Here is a 20,796-nt window from a genome sequence, read left to right on the forward strand (position 1 = left end):
AGCTCTGGAAAGGAGGTGATCCAGCCGCACCTTCCGATACGGCTACCTTGTTACGACTTCACCCCAGTCATGAATCCTGCCGTGGTGACCGTCCTCCTTGCGGTTAGACTAGCCACTTCTGGCAAAACCCACTCCCATGGTGTGACGGGCGGTGTGTACAAGACCCGGGAACGTATTCACCGCGGCATGCTGATCCGCGATTACTAGCGATTCCAGCTTCACGCAGTCGAGTTGCAGACTGCGATCCGGACTACGATCGGTTTTCTGGGATTGGCTCCACCTCGCGGCTTCGCAACCCTCTGTTCCGACCATTGTATGACGTGTGAAGCCCTACCCATAAGGGCCATGAGGACTTGACGTCATCCCCACCTTCCTCCGGTTTGTCACCGGCAGTCTCCCCGGAGTGCTCTTGCGTAGCAACTGGGGACAAGGGTTGCGCTCGTTGCGGGACTTAACCCAACATCTCACGACACGAGCTGACGACAGCCATGCAGCACCTGTGTTACGGCTCCCTTTCGGGCACTCCCGCCTCTCAGCAGGATTCCGTACATGTCAAGGGTAGGTAAGGTTTTTCGCGTTGCATCGAATTAATCCACATCATCCACCGCTTGTGCGGGTCCCCGTCAATTCCTTTGAGTTTTAATCTTGCGACCGTACTCCCCAGGCGGTCAACTTCACGCGTTAGCTACGTTACCAAGCCAATGAAGGCCCGACAACCAGTTGACATCGTTTAGGGCGTGGACTACCAGGGTATCTAATCCTGTTTGCTCCCCACGCTTTCGTGCATGAGCGTCAGTATTGGCCCAGGGGGCTGCCTTCGCCATCGGTATTCCTCCACATCTCTACGCATTTCACTGCTACACGTGGAATTCTACCCCCCTCTGCCATACTCCAGCGATGCAGTCACCAATGCAGTTCCCAGGTTAAGCCCGGGGATTTCACATCGGTCTTGCATCACCGCCTGCGCACGCTTTACGCCCAGTAATTCCGATTAACGCTTGCACCCTACGTATTACCGCGGCTGCTGGCACGTAGTTAGCCGGTGCTTATTCTTCCGGTACCGTCATCCCCCCGGGGTATTAGCCCAAAGGATTTCTTTCCGGACAAAAGTGCTTTACAACCCGAAGGCCTTCTTCACACACGCGGCATTGCTGGATCAGGGTTTCCCCCATTGTCCAAAATTCCCCACTGCTGCCTCCCGTAGGAGTCTGGGCCGTGTCTCAGTCCCAGTGTGGCTGGTCGTCCTCTCAGACCAGCTACGGATCGTCGGCTTGGTAGGCCTTTACCCCACCAACTACCTAATCCGCCATCGGCCACCCCAATAGCGCGAGGCCCGAAGGTCCCCCGCTTTCATCCTAAGATCGTATGCGGTATTAATCCGGCTTTCGCCGGGCTATCCCCCACTACTGGACATGTTCCGATGTATTACTCACCCGTTCGCCACTCGCCACCAGGTGCAAGCACCCGTGCTGCCGTTCGACTTGCATGTGTAAGGCATGCCGCCAGCGTTCAATCTGAGCCAGGATCAAACTCTTCAGTTCAATACCTGTTACTGTTTTCGGTTTCTCTCGAAACCGGTCGCTCACTCAAAGCTGACAGGTTCTGAATCAAATTCAAAAACCTGACTTACTTTTGTGTGAGACTCTTGATACTTTCGCTATCTCGCCAGACCAAAAATCACGGCGAGGAGCTCAATCGAATCAAGCGCCCACACTTATCGGCTGTAAATTTTTAAAGAGCAATCGCTCGAAAACAGCCTTTAAATCAGCTTGTTTTCTCGCGCCCCGCATCAGAAGGGAGGCGAATTATGCAGCCCCATGAACTTCTCGTCAAGTGAATCTCGAATATTTATTTTGAGGTCCGACGCTCAATGTGAAGATACGTTGCCGCCGCTCGCGATGTGGGCACGCATGTCGCCGCCTGAACGTGGAGCGGCGCATATGGCTTGCGGGACCTTTTGCGAGCCCGAAAGCAAAACATGTTGACCAGAACCGACGGACTCAGTACACTTCGCGCCGCGGGGTGGAGCAGTCTGGCAGCTCGTCGGGCTCATAACCCGAAGGTCGTAGGTTCAAATCCTACCCCCGCAACCACAATTGGAGACATTTCTCCGGTTGCACTGAGCAGCATCCGTTCAGATACGTCATCAAAGGCAGCGAAGTACGCGCCGTCTCGCAGTTCAATCCCAATCGGCCCCATCAGCTTCGCGATAATCTGTCGTGCTTCCGCTGTTGCGTCTCCCGATAACGCCTCCCTTAGCTCATTCGTTCTCTCGCGCACGCGCCGCGCGATGTCCGTGAACTGGTCCGCATTGACCTGCGTATGCGCCAGTGTCCGCTTGAGCGCTTCCCTCTCTCGCTCCTTCTTCGACAGCGCCTCCAGCAGCGCATCGGACACGCCGATCTTCGCGAGTGCGGCAGTCAGGTTCGCAATCTCGTCCGTAAGCTCCCCAATTTTTTCCTTGATCTGTTTCGCCGATTCCTGCGCGCCGGCATACTCGCCCGCGAAGTACCGGCGAACTGCTGCTTCGATGTCCGCCTGAGATACGTCCGCGCCAAGTTCGTCGCGCAGCACGCCAAGCAAACGCTCGTCGGTCTGCTCGCGCCGCAGATGCACGCCTGGGCACGCCGCCGAGCCGCGTTCCTTGCGCGTGACGCAGCCGTAGGCGCGCGCGCTGACCGCCACCATTGCCCCGCCGCACGACGGACAGCGCAGCAGCCCGCCAAAGAGCGTGCGCGGTGGCCGGCCGGCCCCGCTCGTGCCGGCGTTCAGCCGGTCGGTTCCCATGCGGGCGCGCACGGCTTGCCAGACTTCGTCGGTCACGATCCGGTAGTGGTCGCGGTGTTCCGTCGTCCATTCGCTCTCGGGCCGGTCCTGCCGCACGCGCGCGCCCGTGTCCGGGTCCTTGATCCACTGCGACCGGTTCCAGATGTACACGCCGATGTAGGCGGAGTTGTTCAGGATGCCGCTCCCCTTGCGCGGCGAGCCATACAGCGCCGACCGCATCCACGTCGAATTGCACGGCGACGGCACGCCGTTGGCGTTCAGGTAGTCGCAAAGCTGGAAGGTTGACCAGCCGGCCGCGAACTTCTCGAAGATGAACCGCACCCACTTGGCCTGTTCCTCGTTCACACGGTAGTCGCTGCCGTGGTCCGTCTTGACGATGTCGTAGCCGTAGCTTTTGCCACCCGCCACGAATCCGCGTTCGACCTGGCCCGTCTGGCCGCGTAGCGTCTTGCAGCGCAAGTCGTCGATGTAGAGTTCGTTCACGAGACCGCGAACCGCGCGCTGCACCTTGCGGCTGCTCGAAGTCGAGTCGTAGCCGTCCGCCACGCCGATAATGCGGATACCGCGAAATTCGAGCCGTCGAAGTATCGTTTCCTGCTCGACCTGGTCGCGCGACAGGCGGTCGAGCGCTTCGACAACCAGCACCTCGAAGTGGCCCGCCATCGCGTCGGCCATCAGCTTCTTGCCGCCCGCGCGGGACTCGACCCGCGTCGAGCCTGAAACGCCTTCGTCCGAGTGCTGCGCGACGATTTCGCAGTCGTCGAAGGTATGCGCGCACTTCGCGCATACCTTCACTTGATCCGTGACAGATGTCTCTTTCTGCTTATCGGTCGAGAAGCGTGCGTAGATTGCCACTCGCATTGTTTTTCGTTCTCCTTGTTGTTTGCCGGTTCCGAGCCCTGAACCATGTCGCGCGCCACGCTGCGCACGAGCAGGTTTATCAGCGCTTGCCATGCTTCGGGATGCTTGTCACGTAGCAAGGCAACGCGGCTGCTGTCGGGCATCTATACGCGCTACAACCCGACGTTCCCGCTGATGAACAAGATTCGCGACGTGCAATCGCAGCTCGGGCTGATTGCCGCCGATGCGCCGGTCGCGGATCGGGCCGGCGCGATGCGCCGGATGCTGGCGAACAATGCGAAGTACATGACGCAGTGGAAAGACAAGCCGGGAAGCGAGTACCACCAGTGGCGCGAGCGGTTCGAAAAGCTCGGCGGCGCGACGATGTACAGCGACCTGTTCCGCAACGACACGATGCACAACATCGAGAACGAGTTTGCGAAGACGGCCGGCGCGACGCGCTGGCACCAGGCGAAAGCGGCCGGCGAGAAGGTTCATTCGTTTATCGACCATGTGAACGAGCACATGGAAATGACGAGCCGCATCGCACTGTTCAAGGCGCTTGTCGACTCGGGCATGCCGGAGCAGGACGCCGCACTGTACGCCAAGAACACGATGAACTTCGAGACCAAGGGACGATGGGGGCGGCAACTCGGCGCGCTCTATACGTTCGCCGGTCCCGCGCTGTTCGACGCGCGCCGGATGGCGCAATCATTGCGAACGCCACGGGGCGCCGCCGTGATGGCCGCACAGTTCGCCATGATGTACGGGCTGTACGGCGCCATGAAAGCCATGAGCGGCACCGACGACGACGGCGTCGCGCGGCTGAACAAGGTTCCGCTCAGTCAGACCAGCCGGTATCTGACCTTGCTCGATCCCGACGACCCGACCGGCAAGGGCTGGAAATTCCCGGTGGGGTTCGGCTATTCGCGTATCGCACTCACACTGGCGGCGGCGCTGCATCGCTATGCCGATGGCGTCGACGATGGCCCGACGTTCGCCGGCAACATCGCGAAGGATGCCTTGCTGTCGAACTTCTCGCCGATTGACCCGACCAAAGACGTTTCGGCCTGGGCGATGCAGCAGTTCGCGCCTTCGCTCATGAAGCCGCTGCTGCAACTCGCGATGAACCAGAATGCGCAGGGCTCGCCGATCCACAAACCGGACGAGTGGACCGGTTCGAAGCTGCACTTCGCCGAGAGCTACCCCGGAACGCCCGCCATGTTCAAGGAAGCGGCGAAAGAACTGCACGACGGTACGGGTGTCGACGTGTACCCCGAAACGCTGCAATACCTGCTGCGCAGCTACGGCGGAAACGGCGTCATGGATGCCGTTCGCGCGATTCAACTGATGGGCGAGAAAGCCGGCACGGAACTGTCGCTATCCGATATTCCGTTCGCGCAGACGTTCGGCTCGCGCGTGATGAACCAGGACGTGACCGACTTCCGGCAAAACTACGCCGACATGCAGAAAGCCGGGGCCGAGCGCAAGTATGCGCAGGAGAGCGGCACGCTCGACCGGTTCGATGCGGCGAATCCCGATGTGCCGCGCAGGCTCGCCATCTACGACGCGGCGAACAACGAAATCAAGGCGCTCTACCGGCAGCGCAAGGAAGCCGAAGGCACCGAAGACCCGGCGCAGCGGCAGCAGGCCGTGCGCCAGTTGAACCAGCGTCTGCGCACCGTGCAGATGATGGCGAACAAGGCATATCGCGAGGCACAGCAACCATGATTCCCTCACTTCGAACAGGCATCGCTGCGCTGATGCTCGCGCCGCTTGGCGCCTGTACCGTCGTCTATATCGAAGGCGACAGCAACTCGATCAGCGACACGGGCGGCCACGGCGGCGGCGTGTCGTTACCGCAGCAGCAACAGGCCGGCCTGCTTGACCGGCTCAAACATCCGCAGCAGTAACCCCAACGATGGAGGCAGTCATGAGATTGCGCATTGGCAACGAAGGCGACACCCCGGTCCGCGTCATTATCGATCACGACACGATCAACGACACGACGCTCGATGCAGGCGCCGAAGAAGTATTCGACGCGCCCAACGGCATCATCGAGCTGCGCGAACTGGAAATGGGAATGGTCCCGGCCGGCACGACCGCCGAATCTTGAGCGCGCGAGGCATATCATGGCCGACACTGCCACTCCGGTCTGGATACCGGACGCATTCGAGACCTTTCCGGTCGAACTCGACAGTCCGGCCGCGACGTTCTACGCCATCACGCCCAGCGATTCCGCACGCCTGCCAAAGCGGCCCCGCGCGATCCGTGTTGGTGTTTCGGGCGACGTGAACGTGACCGGGTCCGACAATGTCGACGTGCTGTTCAAGAACTGTTACGCGGGCGAGATTCTGGACGTGCGCCCCGTAGCAGTGAAAGCATCGGGCACGACGGCGGCAAACCTCGTGGCGCTCCTATGATCGGCGTCGGACTGTCGATTGACCGGCGACGGTGGGCCGGCGCGCCCCTGTTTGTGCTGGACTTCATTCGCAACCCGGCCGTGCCGCCTGGCTGGACGTTCAGCCGCGCGTCCACGGGAACATGGTTCGACGCGTCGTGCGTCATGCAAACCGCCGAGGGCAACGTAGCCCGTTTCGATCACGATCCCGCGAGCGGTGCGGCGTCAGGCTTGCGCATGGAGAGTGCGCGAGTGAACTCGCTCACCTGGTCGGGCCAGGCCGAAAAGTGGGCACAGTATGGTATTGGCACAAAGATCGACGGCACCTTGACGGTCGACCAGCAGACCCTCGCCAGGCGGGTTACGGAAGACACCAGCACGGGCGCTCACGCCATATCGCAGACGTTTGGTGTGTCGATTACGTCGGCCACGACGTATTCGCATTACAGCCGCCTGCGCGCCGGTACGCGCACGTCGGCGCAGGTCATGCTGACCGACGGTTCAACCACCGACTATTGCTACGCAACCTTTGACCTGAACACCGGCCAGGTCACTGCGACCTACGCAGGAAAAGGCGCGTGGAAACTTGGCAACGCCGTATGCGTGCCGCTCTCGGCGGGGTGGTTCGAGTGCCGCATCACCGGTCTGGTGACTTCCGCGACCGTTATTCGCGGCACAACGTATATGGATCGTGCCGGCGCACATAGCTACCCCGGCGATGGTACATCGTGGTTGCTGCATGGCGGTTCGCAGCTCGAATCGGGTACGCCCACCAGCTATATTCCGACCACCTCTGTTGCCACGTCGCGATATAGCGACTTCCTGTCAACCAGTGACTTGTCATTTCTCGACCAGGAGAACGGCACGTTGGTGTTTGACGGCTCGTTCCATGGCGTGAGCGGTGGCGGCATGTTCGCCTTTTCCCTGGACGATGGTACAGACAACGGCATCGGTCTGTACAAGGTCAACGGCAGCGGCGCGCTGACGGCCTATTGTGGTAGTCCGGGCGGAACGGGACTCGGAGTGACGCTGGCTGACGGTCAGCGTTTCAGGGCGGGAATCGCGTGGAGCGCGGGCGGCGCATCGGCCAGCGCATCGGCGAACGGACAAAAGGCCGTGACCGTAGCGGGCGCGAAAGCTGTACCGGCAAAGACGCTTTCCATTGCCTCCGCACGCAATCATCAATTCGCCTCGAACGTCTTGGCGCGATCTTTGGCGTACTGGCCGCGCCGGCTCAGCGACGCTGAACCGGCCGCCGCGACCGTGCTCACGTAGGCAACTCTGTCAGCTTGCATTGATCCGCACCCAGGAAATTTCTGAAATAATGTCAGTTGCTGGAATTAGCCAACGCGGTTGACCAATCGCCCGCGCAGCGCCTCTATACTCCAGATGTCGCCGAGACACGGCGACTCAGGCTTGGCGGCCTGACGACTGTAGCAACCGCGCACGCCTGCGATAGCAGGTCGTGCCTTCGCTTCTGCACGTCCGTTGTCAATGGGCGGGCCGTGGCGGGGAGACCTTCGGGTCTGCCGGTAATGGTTGTCAGTCCCGGTCCGCCAACCCTGTCATCGTGCCCGCTCACCATCCTTCGGTTGCGGGCTCCCTTTTGACAGTGGAGGACGCAGCACCGTGAAAGACCAACGAAGCAAACACCAAAACGTCAGGGCCGACCGTTACGCCCAACTCGCCATGTCCACGCTCAAACGCTGTGACGTGTCCATCACGCAGCTCCGCGCGGTTTCGCTTCTTGCCGCGAACATCCTGCGCAACCCCGTAATTACGGTCGAAGACCGCGCCAACGAGCGGACCGCTCTGCTGCTCCTGCTGGATACGGTCGAAAACTACACGGCTGACAATGAAGCCTGGCGCGAACTCGTCGAAGCGGTTGTGCGCGACGCACGCTGCCTGCCAGATGTCAGCCTGAGCACCGACGAGGCGTTCAAGCTCATGGACGAGGCGCAGACCGTTGCGCGCCGCTCATACGTGCAGCAAGGAGCACGAGCCTAAAACGCCGCCGTCAACTGGAACCCGACTGTCACGCGGGCAGTCGGGAATCCCGAAGGCTTGTAGATCGGCGTGCCCGCGAACAGGTCATAAGACACGCCGACAAACTTCGCCGGCATACCGCCTCGAATACCAATCACCGCGCCCGCCAGTTGTGTTCCCGCCAGTAGTTCCGTGTTCGGTCCGAACACGCGCCCGTAGTCGATCCCTGCATACAGCGTTTGCCCTGTGTTGAACACAGGCCATTGCAGTTCGTTGCGCCAGTAAAAGCCTTTCTCTGCTGCGAGCATCGTTTCGCCGTCGAACCCGCGCACCGTGTAGCGGCTGCCGATGGTCAGGTCGTCGATATAGAACAGCGTGTCGTTCGTGAACTGGCCGTGGATGGTCCCGACATAGGCGAAACGTTGGCTTCCCACTGCGAACGGCACCGAGAGGTTCGCGTCGAGCACGGCCATATTGAAGCGGTACGTCGGGCCGTCAGGATACGGGTCCAACGTCGCGCCGAAACCGCCGATACCCTGGCGGTAGGCGAGCATGCCATCGAACTGCGCCGCGCCGAAGTAGTGCCTGTCGGTCGCGCCTAACTCCAGGAACGTGTTGTTGCGCGCCTGAGTCGGAATGGTCACGTCGTCGATGAAGCTGTCGCCGAAGCGCTTCGAAAGCTGGACATAGCCGCCGAGCACATCGTTCTGGCTGCGGGAAAGTACGCGCGCGATGCGCAGCGCCGCAGTCTGCGAGTTCCCGCTGGAAACGAAAGTCTGGTTCACGCCCGCGATGTTCTGATAGTACGTGTTCGTGTTGCCCGAAAGCGTCGCGGTCCAGTATCCCCACGGCACGGAATACGAACCGTTGAAGCCGTGCGAGCCGAGCGCCTTGTTCCCGAATGACAGGTCCTGATTCGCCCCGAGTGACAGGATGTCGTTCAGTCCAAGCGGATTGTTCAGGCCAAGGCTGACGTTGCCTTGCCACTTGCCCGTCGATTCCGTACCCGAGTTATCGACCGAAGCGACAAACGTCCAGGGCTTTGAGCGCTTGACCGTGAGGACAACGTCACTTTCGCCTGGCACGTCGGCCGGCCGGATTTCCATGCTCACGTCCTGATTCGGAACGCGCTTCATCTGCTCGATGCCCTGGTCCAGATCGCGAACGTTCAGCAGATCGCCACTACGCTCAGGGAAGGCGGTCTTCCAGGTTCCCCACATGGACGGGTCCGCGAAGCTGATGCTGCGCACGACACCGGGCACGAGCGCGAATGTCAGGGTTTCACCCGTCAGGTCTTGCGGCTGCACGAGTACACGCGTGGTGACATAGCCGCGGGCGAGAATCGCCTGTTGCAGTCCCTTCGTGAGCACGTCGATACCTTCCTTGCCGACGCATTGCCCCTTGTAGTGGTCGAGCCATTCGCGCGCAAACGCAAACGGGTCTTGCGGCAAGGCCGACGCGCCTTTCGTTCGCGTGGCGGCCGGCAGCGTTTCAGGCACGTCGAGCGCGAAACGGTCGATGCGAAAGCACGGCGATTCGTGAGGCAGCACGGGATACGCTTCGATCGTCGGCAGGTCGGAGCGCACAACGGGCGCCGACACGGCCGCCTCACGCTGCTGCGCGTCACGCCGTTGCTGCTGGTTCTGTTCGGTTTCGATGCCGCCCAGGCTTTGCGCGGGGACATTGGGTGCGAGCGTGACCAGGACTGTAAGCGGCAGAGCCGCCAGTCTCTTTGGGATTTTCATGTTAGTTTGGATTGCAAATCGTGTGGGAGACGCTCTCGTCAGTGAGAGCGCCCATTTCAATCCCCGTTAGTGCTTTGCTGCTGGAGGAACCCGCCACGTAAGTTCAAATCCGGCATCGCGCACGATCGTTTGTGCCTGCTTGAAGAAGTCCAACGCTCCGGGCGAGAGTTCGTACTTGGCGACAAGCTCGATTTCGAATTTGCAACCCTTTGTGTTGGGATTGTTTTCGTAGACTTGACCGCTCTCTAGATACATCAAATAGGTATTGATCTTGTCTTGGAGCAAAACAAGATGATCGTGTTCCGCCTCGTCCCATCTAAGGTGATCGGAAATACCTAGTCGGGCGATACCGTTGGGGGCATCGATGCCGATTACGTCAACGACGTTTGTGTCGAGAATAGACATTTATTTGCCTCCATTCACAGTAACTGGTCGGACAATGTCAACCTTGGTAGGAGGGATCACAGTACCACCGGGAAAGCCTGGCTTGCCTTTCCCGACAACCACTGCACCGCCTGTTTCGATTTGTGGGAACGCCGCAGTTTGATTGGGTGTCAACGGCGCCGTGTCAGAGGATTTGCACTCGACACAACCAATGTTACCGTTGGCGTCTCTTGTGACGATGTCCAAGCGAGTTTTGGTTCCGTCAGCAACCTTGACCGTAACCTCCTGTACAACTTCGGGATTCTGTTGCTCATACGTTTTTACGGTTTCAGCCTCAAACGCGCGTCCTTTGTCCCTGTTGTCCTGAACGTTAAGTGTCGCATTGTCAGGCTGGTAAGCCGCCGAACCCGCGCCGCTGCTTAACGCCTGTCCTGCGCCATTCACTAGCACCGCTCCAGGACTTGCAGCGGGCGGTACGCCGCCGCCGATTCCGATACCAGCATTTATACCGTTCGCAACGCCCTGTGCCGCCAGTGCCGAGGGCGCTTCAGACATTTTGGCCTGCGCGCCAGACTTTACCTGTCCGATGAACTGGTCGATCAGCGTACCAAGCGAAACCGGGTTGAAGTCTGGTGCGTTGCCGAGCGCGCGCTCGACAATGCCTTTCACTCGCGCGTCCTTCGCCGCGGCCTCCGGGTCTTTCCCTTCGTTGTAAAGGTTCACGTTCGACGCCGCTGCCGCGCCTGCGCCACCGCCGACCAGGGCGCCAGCCAGGCCAGAAAGGATGTTCCCGCCGATATTGCCGATCAACGATGAACCGGTCGCGTCGGTTACGGCGTCCGTTGCCGCTCTCGTCTGGTCAGCGAGTTTCGACGAAAGCGCAGCGCCTGCGGCGCCGCCAATTGCACCGAAGGCCCCGCCACCAAGCCCGCCCACAAGCGCGCCGCCTCCCGCCTGGAGCGCTGCGCGCGCGTCACCACCTTCACGCCAGTTCGCGTAATCGGCCAGCGCGGCTGCCATCGCTTGCGGATCGTTGCTGTCAGCTGCCGCTTCGACCGCCTTTTCGGCCGCGTCGCGCTTCATATCCGCGTACGCCCCAATCCCCTGGGCAACGGCCTGACCCGCCGCCTGCGCGGCCTGCATCGTATCGGCCTGCTTGTTGAGCATGTCGTTCACGTCCGGCGCGTTCGCGACCTTGCCGTTCGTGTTCGCCGTGTCGCGGCTGAGGCTCCCCACATCCTGCTTCTGGTTCGCGCCGTCCGTGATGTTGACCGTTCCCGCGCTCACGGCGCTGCGCGTCGTCGCGCTCTGGTCGCCGCTATCGTTCTGCGGAATCATCGGCACAAAGCCGCCTGTGCCCGGAACGGAGCCGGGGCCGACCGACTTGCCGGCCGAACCCGTCGATGCCGCCACGCCGTAAGAACCGCCAATACTGTTCGCCGAGTAGTGCGAGTGGTTCTCGAGGTCACTGTAGGCAAGCGTGCCCGTCGTCAGGCTGTTCTTCGCCGCGTCCGCCGTGCTGGAAATCACCGCGCCCGTGAGCGCGGTATTGCCCTTGACGTTCACGTCGAAACCGCCGTCGCCCGCGTACAGTCCGGCCTGCTCGTTCACCCCCGCATAGCTGCCGTCCGCGTGACCTTTCTGTGCGGTCACGCTGGCGCTCGCGCCGCCATACTGGGTGATCGTGAAACCGCCGCCCGAACTGCTCTGGTGCGCCGCGCTCGTGGTCGTATCCTGTACGCTCGTCACGTTCAGGTTGCCGCCCACGTCCGCGGATATCTGCCTGCCGGCGATCTGCGAGCCGGTCACGTTGGTATCGCCGCCAGAGATGACCGTGACGCTGTTCGCGCCCGTGACGTGCGAAGCATTCTGGATAGACGCGTCGCTGTTCGCGTCGCCGTGCGCGTTGCTCATCGCCGCCGAGATTCCGAAGCCGCCGCCAAGCGTATACTGCACGCCCACGCTTGCGCTGCTGGAGCTGTTGGAACTGCGCGTCGAATCGGTGTCCGTCGTGTTGGTGACATTCACCTGATTCTTGCCGTCCAGCAGCACGTCATTGGCGCTCACGTTCGATCCGGCGATGGTGACGTTGCCCGAACCCGGCGTGTCGTTGCCGGTCGCCACGAACGCCGCTGTGCCGCCTGCGTTCACATTTGAGCCGCGGTTCGTGGTCTGGCTCTCGCTGGAATCGCTGCGGCTGCTGCTTGAACCAACCGACACCTTGATACCGATGTCTGGCGCGCCGCCTTTGGTGACGGCATCCTTCGCCATCGCGCCTGCCATGCCTGCATCGCCCGCTGCGGCAATCGCGTGCAGCGCCGAAGCGCGATCATTGCCGGTGCTCGCAGAGTGGCTGGCTGCCTGACTCTCCGAATACGCGTTGTTGATCGCATCGCCCAGCGAGCCGGCCAGGCCGATAGTCAGGCCACTCGAATGTGTCTTCTGCGTTTGCGAGCGCTGCGACGTGTCGGTTGCCGCGTCGATGGTCACGTTCTCGCCCGTACCCGTGATGTTCCTGGCCGCAATCAGGTCACTGCCGCTTACGCGAAGGTCTTTGCCGGCCCTTACCGTCAGGTTGCCGCCGATGGAGCCGACTGTGCTCGCGTTGTTCGTCACGCTCGAACCCGAGCCGGTATTCTCCTGGCTGCTGCTGCCGATGGTCAGCGACAGCCCACTCGTACCGATGCCCGATTCGTGCCTGCTGTAGTACGACTGCGAGTTCTGCGTGTCCTGCGACGTGGTGATGGTCACGTTGCCCGCTGCGGCAAGGTTCACGTCGTTCGTGCCCGCAATGGTCGAACCGGCCACGGTCAGATTCTTGCCTGACTGAACGCTCACGGAGTCGCCCGATACCGTGCTGCCTACGCCAACGTTGGCCTGCGTGTTCTGCATCTGGTTCGTGGTCGAGCCATGCACGAAACTGCCGCGCTTGAACTCGACCGCCGAATAGCGGTCGTGTTCTTCGCGCGCCTCGTTGATGTCGACATTGCCCGTTGCCGCGATGCTCGCCGCGCCCGTGCCCGTGGTGAGTGACGAGCCCGTGAGCGTGACGTTACCCTTGCTGGCGTCGGTGCTGAGTGCCGCAACCGTGCCGCTACCCCCCGCCTTGAAGGTCGTGCCGACTGCCTGTTCGTCGTAGCTGCGGTCTTCGCCGTTGCGGGTCTTGCTGTCGCGCGTGACATCCTGGTTGCTTGCCGAATTCGTTACCGTGGTCGCCGTCAGGTTGCCGCCCGCGACCACGGCCAGGTCCGTCCCGGCGCTCACGTTAGCGCCCCTGAACGTCATGTCGTTGCCGCTTTGCATCGCAAGACTGCCGCCCGATGCAATGCTGCTGCTCTGGTTGAGCGTGCTTTCGGCGTGCGTGAAATTGCTGGCGCTCGTCGTGACGGACTGCGTCGTGTGCGACCCGACCGCGTCAACGTTGATATCGTGACCAGCCGCGATCCGCGCATCGCCGCCCGCGAGAATGTTCGCGCCGTGAACCGTCAGGTCGTTCCCCGCCGCAACAACCATGTCGCCTGTCGACGCAATGACGCCCTGCGCGCCGACGAGGGTTTGCGTGACCTTGCTGCTGCCGGCCACCGACGTTACCGCCACGTTATCGACCAGTGTCGTGTTGACGATGTCGTGCCCCGCGAGCACGGCGACACGGTTCCCCGTGATGCGGCCCGAGGCATTCACGATATCGTTCGATGCCGACAGAACCGTCGTGCCGTTATCCGAACTGCTGCCGATGGCACCGCCGCGATTGACGATGTTCGTCGCGCTGATGACGGTCTGCGTGCCGCCCTTGATGACGCCCGAGTTCGTTGCGCTGCCTGCCGCGTGGATCTCGACATCGTCGGCGGCAATCAACGCGCCCGTGGGTTGCAGGTCGTTCGCGTGCGTGTGCGCGAGATAGACGACGGGGGCGAGCACGGTCTGTGTGCTGCCGTCGGGCAGCGTGACGGTCTGGTTGACCATCCAGACTATGTCGCTCGTGAGCGCATCCATCTGCGCCGCCGTGAGCGCAATGCCCGGCGAAAGACTGAACGCCTTCGCGACATTCACGCCGTTGTTCATCAGCGCGCGATATTCGTCCTCGTTGCTCTTGTAGCCCTGCATGTAGGCGCGGCCGGTCAGTTGCGTGATCTGGTTGCGCACGAGCTGCTGTTCGTAGAGCCCGTCGCCGAGGCGCTTGATGATCCGTGAAGGATCGAGGCCCAATGCCCCAAGCATGTAGTCGCTGGAAATGAAACTGGCGTAGCTCGTCAGCTTCGGGTCGGTGACCACCAGATACGATGCGCCGGGTGCGGGGTTGACGGTATAGATACCGCCCGACGGCAGGGGGATGTTCAGTGCGCCGGTCGGTCCCGCGACCGACTGCGGGGCGTCGACGCGGGCCTGGCCGCCGTTTACCGTGCTGGCGGCGGTGCCCGACTGGCCGCTCACCGAGGCGCCGCCGCTCACGGTGCCGGCCGCGTTGCCTGACTGGGCGTTCACCGAGGTGCCGCCTCCCGCGCCATTCACCGTTTGCTGGCTGCCGCCGTTGATCGTGGCAATGGCGCCATTCGCGCCCAGCGTGCCGCCTGTCGCGCCCGTGGCCGAGCTTGCTGCGGCGACGTTGGTGTTGTTGATGTCCGTCGCGTTGATCTGTACAGCGTTGTTCGCGATGATCGCGCCGCCCGTGCCGCCAATCGCAACCGGCGCGAGGATGATCGAGGGCTGCGCAACCGTGCCACGATCGCGGCTGATATCCTCGTTCCAGGCGTAGGTCGAGACGATGTCCTGCCGCTGGTACTGGTAGAGGGTCTGCCCGATGTTGTTCACGAGCGTGCCGCCGTAATTGCCGCTTGCCACGTCGCCGTTCGCGGTCGCGCTGCCAATCTGGATTGCGTTACCGGCGCCAATGGCGCTGTATTCGTTGTTCAGCGAGCCGACGTTGGCGAGCACGAGATTGCCGCCCGCCATGATCTGCGCCTGCTGCGCCTGCGGTCCGGCGATCTGGTCCAGCTGCGTGGTGGTGGTGGTGTCGCGCGCGACCTCGACGCGCTGGTAGTGGTTGTGCGCCTGGTTGTCCCCAGGGTATTCCGTGGCCGGGTCGAAGTTGATATGCGGGTCGTAGTCGTCCCAGTAGCTGACGGTAATCGTGCCGTCGCCATTGGCCGTGAGGGTGTTGTAGTAGATCGTCTGCTGCTGGCCGTTGACGTTCACTATCAGCACGCGGTCGGTCGCAGCCGGCCCGACGCCTTCGGTCACGATCTGCGAGGTGTCGAAGGTGGCGTTCAGCGGATGCTGGTAGGGTCCCGCCCATACCGGTTGCGTGCAGGACGTGTGCGGGTCCGCGTTCTGGACCGTACACGGCATGTACTTGTCGCGCTTGGTCTGGTGGATTGTCTCAACGTCCGTCATGACCGTTTCGACCAGTGGCGCGGGGCGCGTATTGGTGAGCGTCTGCGCCGCAATCTGGATATCGCCCAGGGCTTCGATGGTCGACTGGTCATTCGTGACGGAGCCCGCGCGCTTCGCGAGCACGCCGTTGGCGCCGCGTGTGGCGTCCGCCGCGATGTTGATGTCGCCCAGGCTGAAAATCGTCGCGCCGCCCGTGTTCGAGATGTCACCTGGCGAGTAGAGGTTCAGGGTCGAGGCCGCCGCAAGCGCTGCCGCCGCGCCCGTATTCGCAATCGAACCGGCGTTGAGCGTGACGGTGTTGCCGACAATCGTGGCGATGTTGGAGAGCGAAGCGCTATTCGTCGTCACGCTGTCGCCTTCGATGCGGCCAGCGTTGCTGATCGCGCCCGCTGCGTTGACAGTCGTGTCCGTGGAGTTGAGGTCCGCGCCGGCCTGGTTGTCGACGCTGGCGGCGTTGACGGTCAGCGCGTTGACCGCGCCGAGCGTTCCCAGGTTCGTGAACGCGCCGGCCGTGGTGAACGCGAGGTTGTGATTTGCCTGAATTTTGTTCGTGCTGTTGAGCGTGTAGTCGCCGTTGACCGTGAGCGCGCCATCGTTGCCCGCGATGATGCGCCCGTCGCCGGTTAGGGTGTTCGTCGTGACGCTCAGGTTCTGGTCGCTGCCGATGGCGCCGCCCTGGTTCGCGAGTGCGCCGGTATGGATCGCGATGGAGCCGCCGCTGTCCGTATCGTTGCCGATGCGCCCGCTGGTGTTGTCGACCGATGCCGTGTCGAGCATGACCGCGCCATTGCCATGCACCGAGCCGCCCACGTTGACGAGCGCCGCGTTCGGACCGTTGAGCGTGACATTATTCGCGCCCGAGAGCGTCGCGCTCGTATTGTCCGCGAACTGGCCTATGTCCAGCGTCAGGTCGTGACCCGAGAGCAGTTGCGCGCCGTTCGTGTTCGAGAGCGTCTGCGCGTTCACGCTCACGTTGCCATTGCCGCCAATCGTGCCCGCACCCGTGACGCCGCCCGCGTTACTGTTCGTGATGGTGCCGGCCGTGATGGTGGTCGCGCCAATGCCAGTGTTGGCAATGCGGCCGTCCGAATTGTCGAGCGTCGCCCCCGAGACCGTCAGTGCGGAGTTCACCCCGTCCGCCTCGATCTGGCCGCCCGAGTTGTCGATTGCGCCGCCGGCCGCAACCGTTGCGCCCATGCCCTGGATGATGCCTGCGCGGTTGCCGAGCGTGCTGGCAGACTGGACCAACGCCGCGCCGCCCGCCGTCACCGTGCCGCCCGAGTTCTCGACGCTGCCGCCTGACATCAGCACATCGCCATTGCCGCCAATCAGGCCGTCGCGCGTGTTCGAAATCACGCTCGATGCCGTGATGGCTGTTTCGCCCGCGCCACCGTTCGCAATCGCACCAGCATCGTTCGCCACCGATTGCGCGGAAACCTTGAGCGTCTCGTCCGCCTGGATGGTGCCGTCCGTGTTGTCGAGTGCGCCCGCGTCAGTGACCGTGACGCTCTTCGCGCCGATATAGCCGCCCGCGCTGTTGTCGAGCGATGCGAGCGTGAGCATCGCGCCGCTCTGCGCGGCCATCGTACCGCCCCGATTCGCCACCGCGCCCGCATGCACGTCCAGCGTGCCGTTTGTCGCCATCGCGCCGCGGTTGTTCGAGAGCGTGCCCGCGCTGGCCGAGAGCGTACCCGTGCCGGCATTCGCGATGGTGCCGTCGTCGTTCACAAGCGATGCAGCGCCGAGTGCAAGATTGTCGGCATTGCTCAGGAGCGAGCCGTTGGTGTTGTCGAACGTGCCGCTCACGTCGAGCGTGGTCGCGCCGGTCCCGGTCTGCGTAACGCTGCCGACACGGTTGAGGAAATCCGCGGCGTGCAGCGTGAACTGACCGGCACTGACCGTCGCGCCGCTGTTGTCGAACGTTGCTGCCGAAAGCACCAGCGCGTGGCCGGCCCCGAACTGGCCCGCGTTCGTGAGCGTCGTGCCGGCCGTGAGGGTCATGTTGCCGTTCGCTGCGAACGTTCCACCGTTGAAGAGGGTCTGCACCGCTGTCGCAATCAGGTTCTGGACCGCCGTGATGGAACCGGCATTCGCAATCTGGCCGGCCTGCAAGGCAACGTTGCCGTTGCCGGCAATGGAGCCCGCCGTGCCGTTGTTGAGCAGGCCCGTCGTCGCCACGCTGACGCCGTCCGTGCCAAGCGAAACGATGCGGCCAGCGCTGTTGTCGAGACTGCCGCTATTGACCGACAGTTGTTTCGCGGCCTGCATGGTGCCGCCGACGTTCGACTGAGCGCCCGAGACATGCGCGCTCAGTGCGCCGTTGGTCGCGATTGTGCCGCCGTTATTCGACAGCGTCCCGGTGTCGAGCGCCAGGCTGTCCGTGCCCGCGCTGGTAATGGTGCCGTGATCGTTCAGGAGTGCAGCGGGGCCGAGCATGAGACTTTCGGCATTGGTCTGGAGCGTGCCACCCGTATTGTCGAGCGTGCCGGTCACGTCAACCGTGGTGCCGCCCGTGCCGCTCTGCGCAATCGTTCCACCACGATTCAGGAGATTCGTTGCGCGCAGCGCGAGCTGGTCAGCGCTGATCGTGCCGTGGCTGTTGTCGAACGTCGCAGTCGAGAGATAAAGCGTGCGACCGGCCGAGAACTGGCTGTTGTTCGTGAGGGTCGTCCCGGCTGACAGCGTCAGGTTGCCATTGGACGCGAACGTGCCACTGTTGAAAAGGGTTTGCACCGCTGTCGCAATCAGGCTCTGGACGGCCGTGACCGAGCCCGCATTCGCAATCTGGCCAGCCTGCAAGGCGACATCGCCATTGCCGCCGATGCTGCCGCCCGCGCCATTGTTGAGCGCGCCGGCGCTATGGATGCTCAGACCATCCGTGCCAAGCGAGACAATGTGGCCCGCTGTATTGTCAATGCTGCCCGCATCGGCCGTGAGTTGCTTCGCCGCCTGCAAGGTGCCGCCGACATTCGACAGCGCACCCGAGACATGCGCGTTCAGCGTGCCGTTGGTCACGATCGTGCCGCCGTTGTTCGACAGCACGCCCGTATTGACCACGAGCGTGCCCGCGCCCGAATTCGTGATGGTGCCGTGATCGTTCAGGAGCGCGGCGGGGCCGAGCGCGAGGCTGTCGGCATTGGTCTGAAGCGAACCGTTCGTGTTGTCGAGCGTGCCGCTCACATCGAGCGTCGTCGCGCCGGTTCCGCTCTGGGCAATCGTACCGCCACGGTTGAGGAGATTGCCCGCGTGCAGTGTGAACTGGCTGGCGCGTGTCGATGCGCCGCTGTTGTCGAACGTTGCCGCCGCGATGGAGAGCCCGCCATTGGCCGATAACTGGCTGGTGTTCGTGAGGGTTGAACCGGCCGTGAGGGCCATGTTCGCGTTTGCCGCGAACACGCCGCCGTTGAACACGGTCTGGGCCGCCGACGCGATCAGGCTCTGGACCGCCGTGATGGAGCCCGCATTTGCAATCTGGCCCGCCTGCAAGGTGACGTTGCCGTTGCCGCCAATAGTTGCGCCTGTGCCGTTATTCAGCAGGCCCGTGGTCGTCAGGCTGACGCCATCCGTGCCCAGCGAAGCGATATGGCCGCCTGAGTTTTCGAGCGAGCCGGATGCCACCGAAAGCGCGCCGCTCGCCTGCATCGTGCCGCCCTGGTTGTTCGTCGCGCCGGCAACGTTTCCGGTCAGCGCGCCGCCTGAAATCATCTGGCCGCCGCGGTTCGACAGCGCGCCCGCCGTGACCGTCTGCGCGCCGCCAGAGGACATCGCGCCGTTATCGTTGTTCAGCGTGCCGCTTGCGCGCGCGTCCAGGGTGCCGCCTGCGGTCGTCGTCGCGCCGGACAGGTTCAGGTCGCCACCGTTCGCCGCGAGCGTCATCGCGCCGTTCGCCGACGTGCTGCTGCCCGCGAGATTCACGGTCGCGCCGCTGATGTTTGCATTCCCGCCCGCTGCATTGCGGCCGGTCGCCCTGACGGCACCGGAAGCGCTCATGTTCAGGTCGCCGGACTGCGCCAGTGAACCGTCGCTGTTCAGGCCGGCCGCAAGCGTGCCGGTGGAGTTCACCGCGCCCGCGTTTATGGCCGTGTTCTGCTGCGCGCCCACGAGGCCGCTGTTCGTCAGCGCGCCGCCCGTGCCCAGACTGACGTTCTGCTGCGCGTATGTCGTGCCGCTGTTGTCGATGCCATCGCGCGCCGACACGTTGATGTTGCCGCTTGCGTTCGCCTGGCTCGCCAGGACCAGCTTGCCTTGCGTGGTCAGCACGAGGTCGCCCGCATTCGCGGCGACGATGCCCTTGAGGGAGACCCCGACGCCGGCCTCCGTACCCACCAGGAACACGCGATTCGCGTACATGCCGCCCAGGTTGCTCACGTCGATGGAGACCCCTGGTGCGGGGCTGTCGCCTGCAATTGGCGTGGCGCTCAGGGTGTCATGGTCGATGCTGTTCGCGCCCGTGATGACGTTCAGGTTCTTCGCGTAGATCGCCGCGTTGGCCTGCACGGCGCGCGCGAGCAGGTCAACCTGATCGACATTCGACGCGTTCAGGCCCGCGCCGCTGACCGTGATGTTGCCGCCCGTGACGTTGAAGCCCGAGACCGAGCCGTCGGCTGCATAGTTCGGCGTGCCGGTCGTGAGGATCGCGCGCGACGTATTGATGAAGCCGCCGCCATTCACGGAGATGCCTGACGGATTCGCGATGATGACTTCCGCGCGATTGCCCGCTGTTTCGAGAAATCCGTTCAACTGCGACGCGTTCGCGCTGTTAACCTGGTTGACAATGATTCGCGCCGACTGGCCCGCCGAGAAGTTCGGGTTGCCGTTTATCATGCCGGCCTGCTGCGTCTGAACGATGGTCGGCGAGTTGTTCAGAATGGCGCCCCGCCCGGGCACGTCGAAACGGTTGAAGGTGTTGACCGAAACGCCCGCGCCGGAAGGCCGGTTGATGTTGACCTGATCGAGCCCATTTTGCGTCTGGATGACGTTCGGCGCGTGCGCGCCGCCCGCGACGATCTGCGCGAACGTCAGCATCGGCACAAGTGCGAGCAGTACGGCCGGCAGCAGGCGGCGCAGCGACAGATAAACCGGACTCGAAGTGCGTCCCGAAACGCGCGTTTCTCCCGTCTTGCCCGCAGCCGTTGCCGTTTCCTCGACGGCGACGAGCATGTTGCGCGCACGGCTATAGACCAACCGGTAACAGCGATTCATCGATCCAACCCCGCAAGAATGATTTTTTTCGATTCTTGCGGCGTGCTGGGAACAAATGGG

Annotated in this window: 10 protein-coding genes, 1 tRNA gene and 1 rRNA gene; 7 read left to right on the top strand and 5 right to left on the bottom strand. The window is 62.8% G+C overall.

Annotated features, from left to right (window positions below):
- Positions 1 to 8 precede the first annotated feature (8 nt).
- Positions 9 to 1,541: ribosomal RNA gene (locus NH14_RS30395) — 16S ribosomal RNA — on the bottom strand.
- Between the two features lie 475 nt (positions 1,542 to 2,016).
- Here NH14_RS30395 and NH14_RS30400 point away from each other — a divergent pair.
- Positions 2,017 to 2,093 (top strand) — tRNA-Met (locus tag NH14_RS30400).
- Here NH14_RS30400 and NH14_RS30405 read toward each other — a convergent pair.
- Positions 2,050 to 3,741, bottom strand: a complete 1,692-nt coding sequence (locus NH14_RS30405; protein ID WP_331253480.1) for a recombinase family protein — start codon at positions 3,739 to 3,741, stop codon at positions 2,050 to 2,052. The two genes, NH14_RS30400 and NH14_RS30405, sit on opposite strands and share 44 nt — an antisense overlap.
- Before the next feature lie 12 nt (positions 3,742 to 3,753).
- Between NH14_RS30405 and NH14_RS30410 the strand changes: the two genes are divergently transcribed.
- The 6 genes from NH14_RS30410 to NH14_RS30435 all read left to right on the top strand — a co-directional run bounded on the left by NH14_RS30410 (position 3,754) and on the right by NH14_RS30435 (position 8,035).
- On the top strand, positions 3,754 to 5,358 hold the full coding sequence (locus tag NH14_RS30410; RefSeq protein ID WP_152617366.1) for an LPD38 domain-containing protein: 1,605 nt from the start codon (positions 3,754 to 3,756) through the stop codon (positions 5,356 to 5,358).
- Positions 5,355 to 5,540, top strand: a complete 186-nt coding sequence (locus tag NH14_RS30415) for a hypothetical protein (protein ID WP_035534938.1) — start codon at positions 5,355 to 5,357, stop codon at positions 5,538 to 5,540. Before NH14_RS30410 ends, NH14_RS30415 begins: the two co-directional genes overlap by 4 nt.
- 20 nt (positions 5,541 to 5,560) lie before the next feature.
- Entirely contained in the window at positions 5,561 to 5,743 is a 183-nt protein-coding gene (locus tag NH14_RS30420; protein ID WP_035534940.1) for a hypothetical protein, read from the top strand.
- A 16-nt stretch (positions 5,744 to 5,759) separates the two neighbouring features.
- Entirely contained in the window at positions 5,760 to 6,050 is a 291-nt protein-coding gene (locus NH14_RS30425) for a spike base protein, RCAP_Rcc01079 family (RefSeq protein WP_052148619.1), read from the top strand.
- 215 nt (positions 6,051 to 6,265) lie between these two features.
- Positions 6,266 to 7,303: a phage head spike fiber domain-containing protein gene (locus NH14_RS30430; RefSeq protein WP_420874236.1), complete on the top strand. Its 1,038-nt coding sequence runs from the start codon at positions 6,266 to 6,268 to the stop codon at positions 7,301 to 7,303.
- A 414-nt stretch (positions 7,304 to 7,717) separates the two neighbouring features.
- Positions 7,718 to 8,035 (top strand): hypothetical protein, encoded by a 318-nt coding sequence (locus tag NH14_RS30435; RefSeq protein ID WP_035534946.1) that lies wholly within the window; start codon positions 7,718 to 7,720, stop codon positions 8,033 to 8,035.
- Here the strand turns inward: NH14_RS30435 and NH14_RS30440 are convergent.
- The 3 genes from NH14_RS30440 to NH14_RS30450 all read right to left on the bottom strand — a co-directional run bounded on the left by NH14_RS30440 (position 8,032) and on the right by NH14_RS30450 (position 20,736).
- Positions 8,032 to 9,759: a ShlB/FhaC/HecB family hemolysin secretion/activation protein gene (locus NH14_RS30440; protein ID WP_035534949.1), complete on the bottom strand. Its 1,728-nt coding sequence runs from the start codon at positions 9,757 to 9,759 to the stop codon at positions 8,032 to 8,034. The genes NH14_RS30435 and NH14_RS30440 overlap by 4 nt on opposite strands.
- A 66-nt stretch (positions 9,760 to 9,825) precedes the next feature.
- Positions 9,826 to 10,164, bottom strand: coding sequence for a DUF6572 domain-containing protein (locus NH14_RS30445; protein ID WP_035534952.1), 339 nt, complete (start codon positions 10,162 to 10,164; stop codon positions 9,826 to 9,828).
- Positions 10,165 to 20,736: a two-partner secretion domain-containing protein gene (locus tag NH14_RS30450; protein ID WP_052148620.1), complete on the bottom strand. Its 10,572-nt coding sequence runs from the start codon at positions 20,734 to 20,736 to the stop codon at positions 10,165 to 10,167.
- Between the last annotated feature and the right edge of the window lie 60 nt (positions 20,737 to 20,796).

It is taken from the genome of Paraburkholderia sacchari (genome assembly GCF_000785435.2).
GTDB lineage: Bacteria > Pseudomonadota > Gammaproteobacteria > Burkholderiales > Burkholderiaceae > Paraburkholderia > Paraburkholderia sacchari.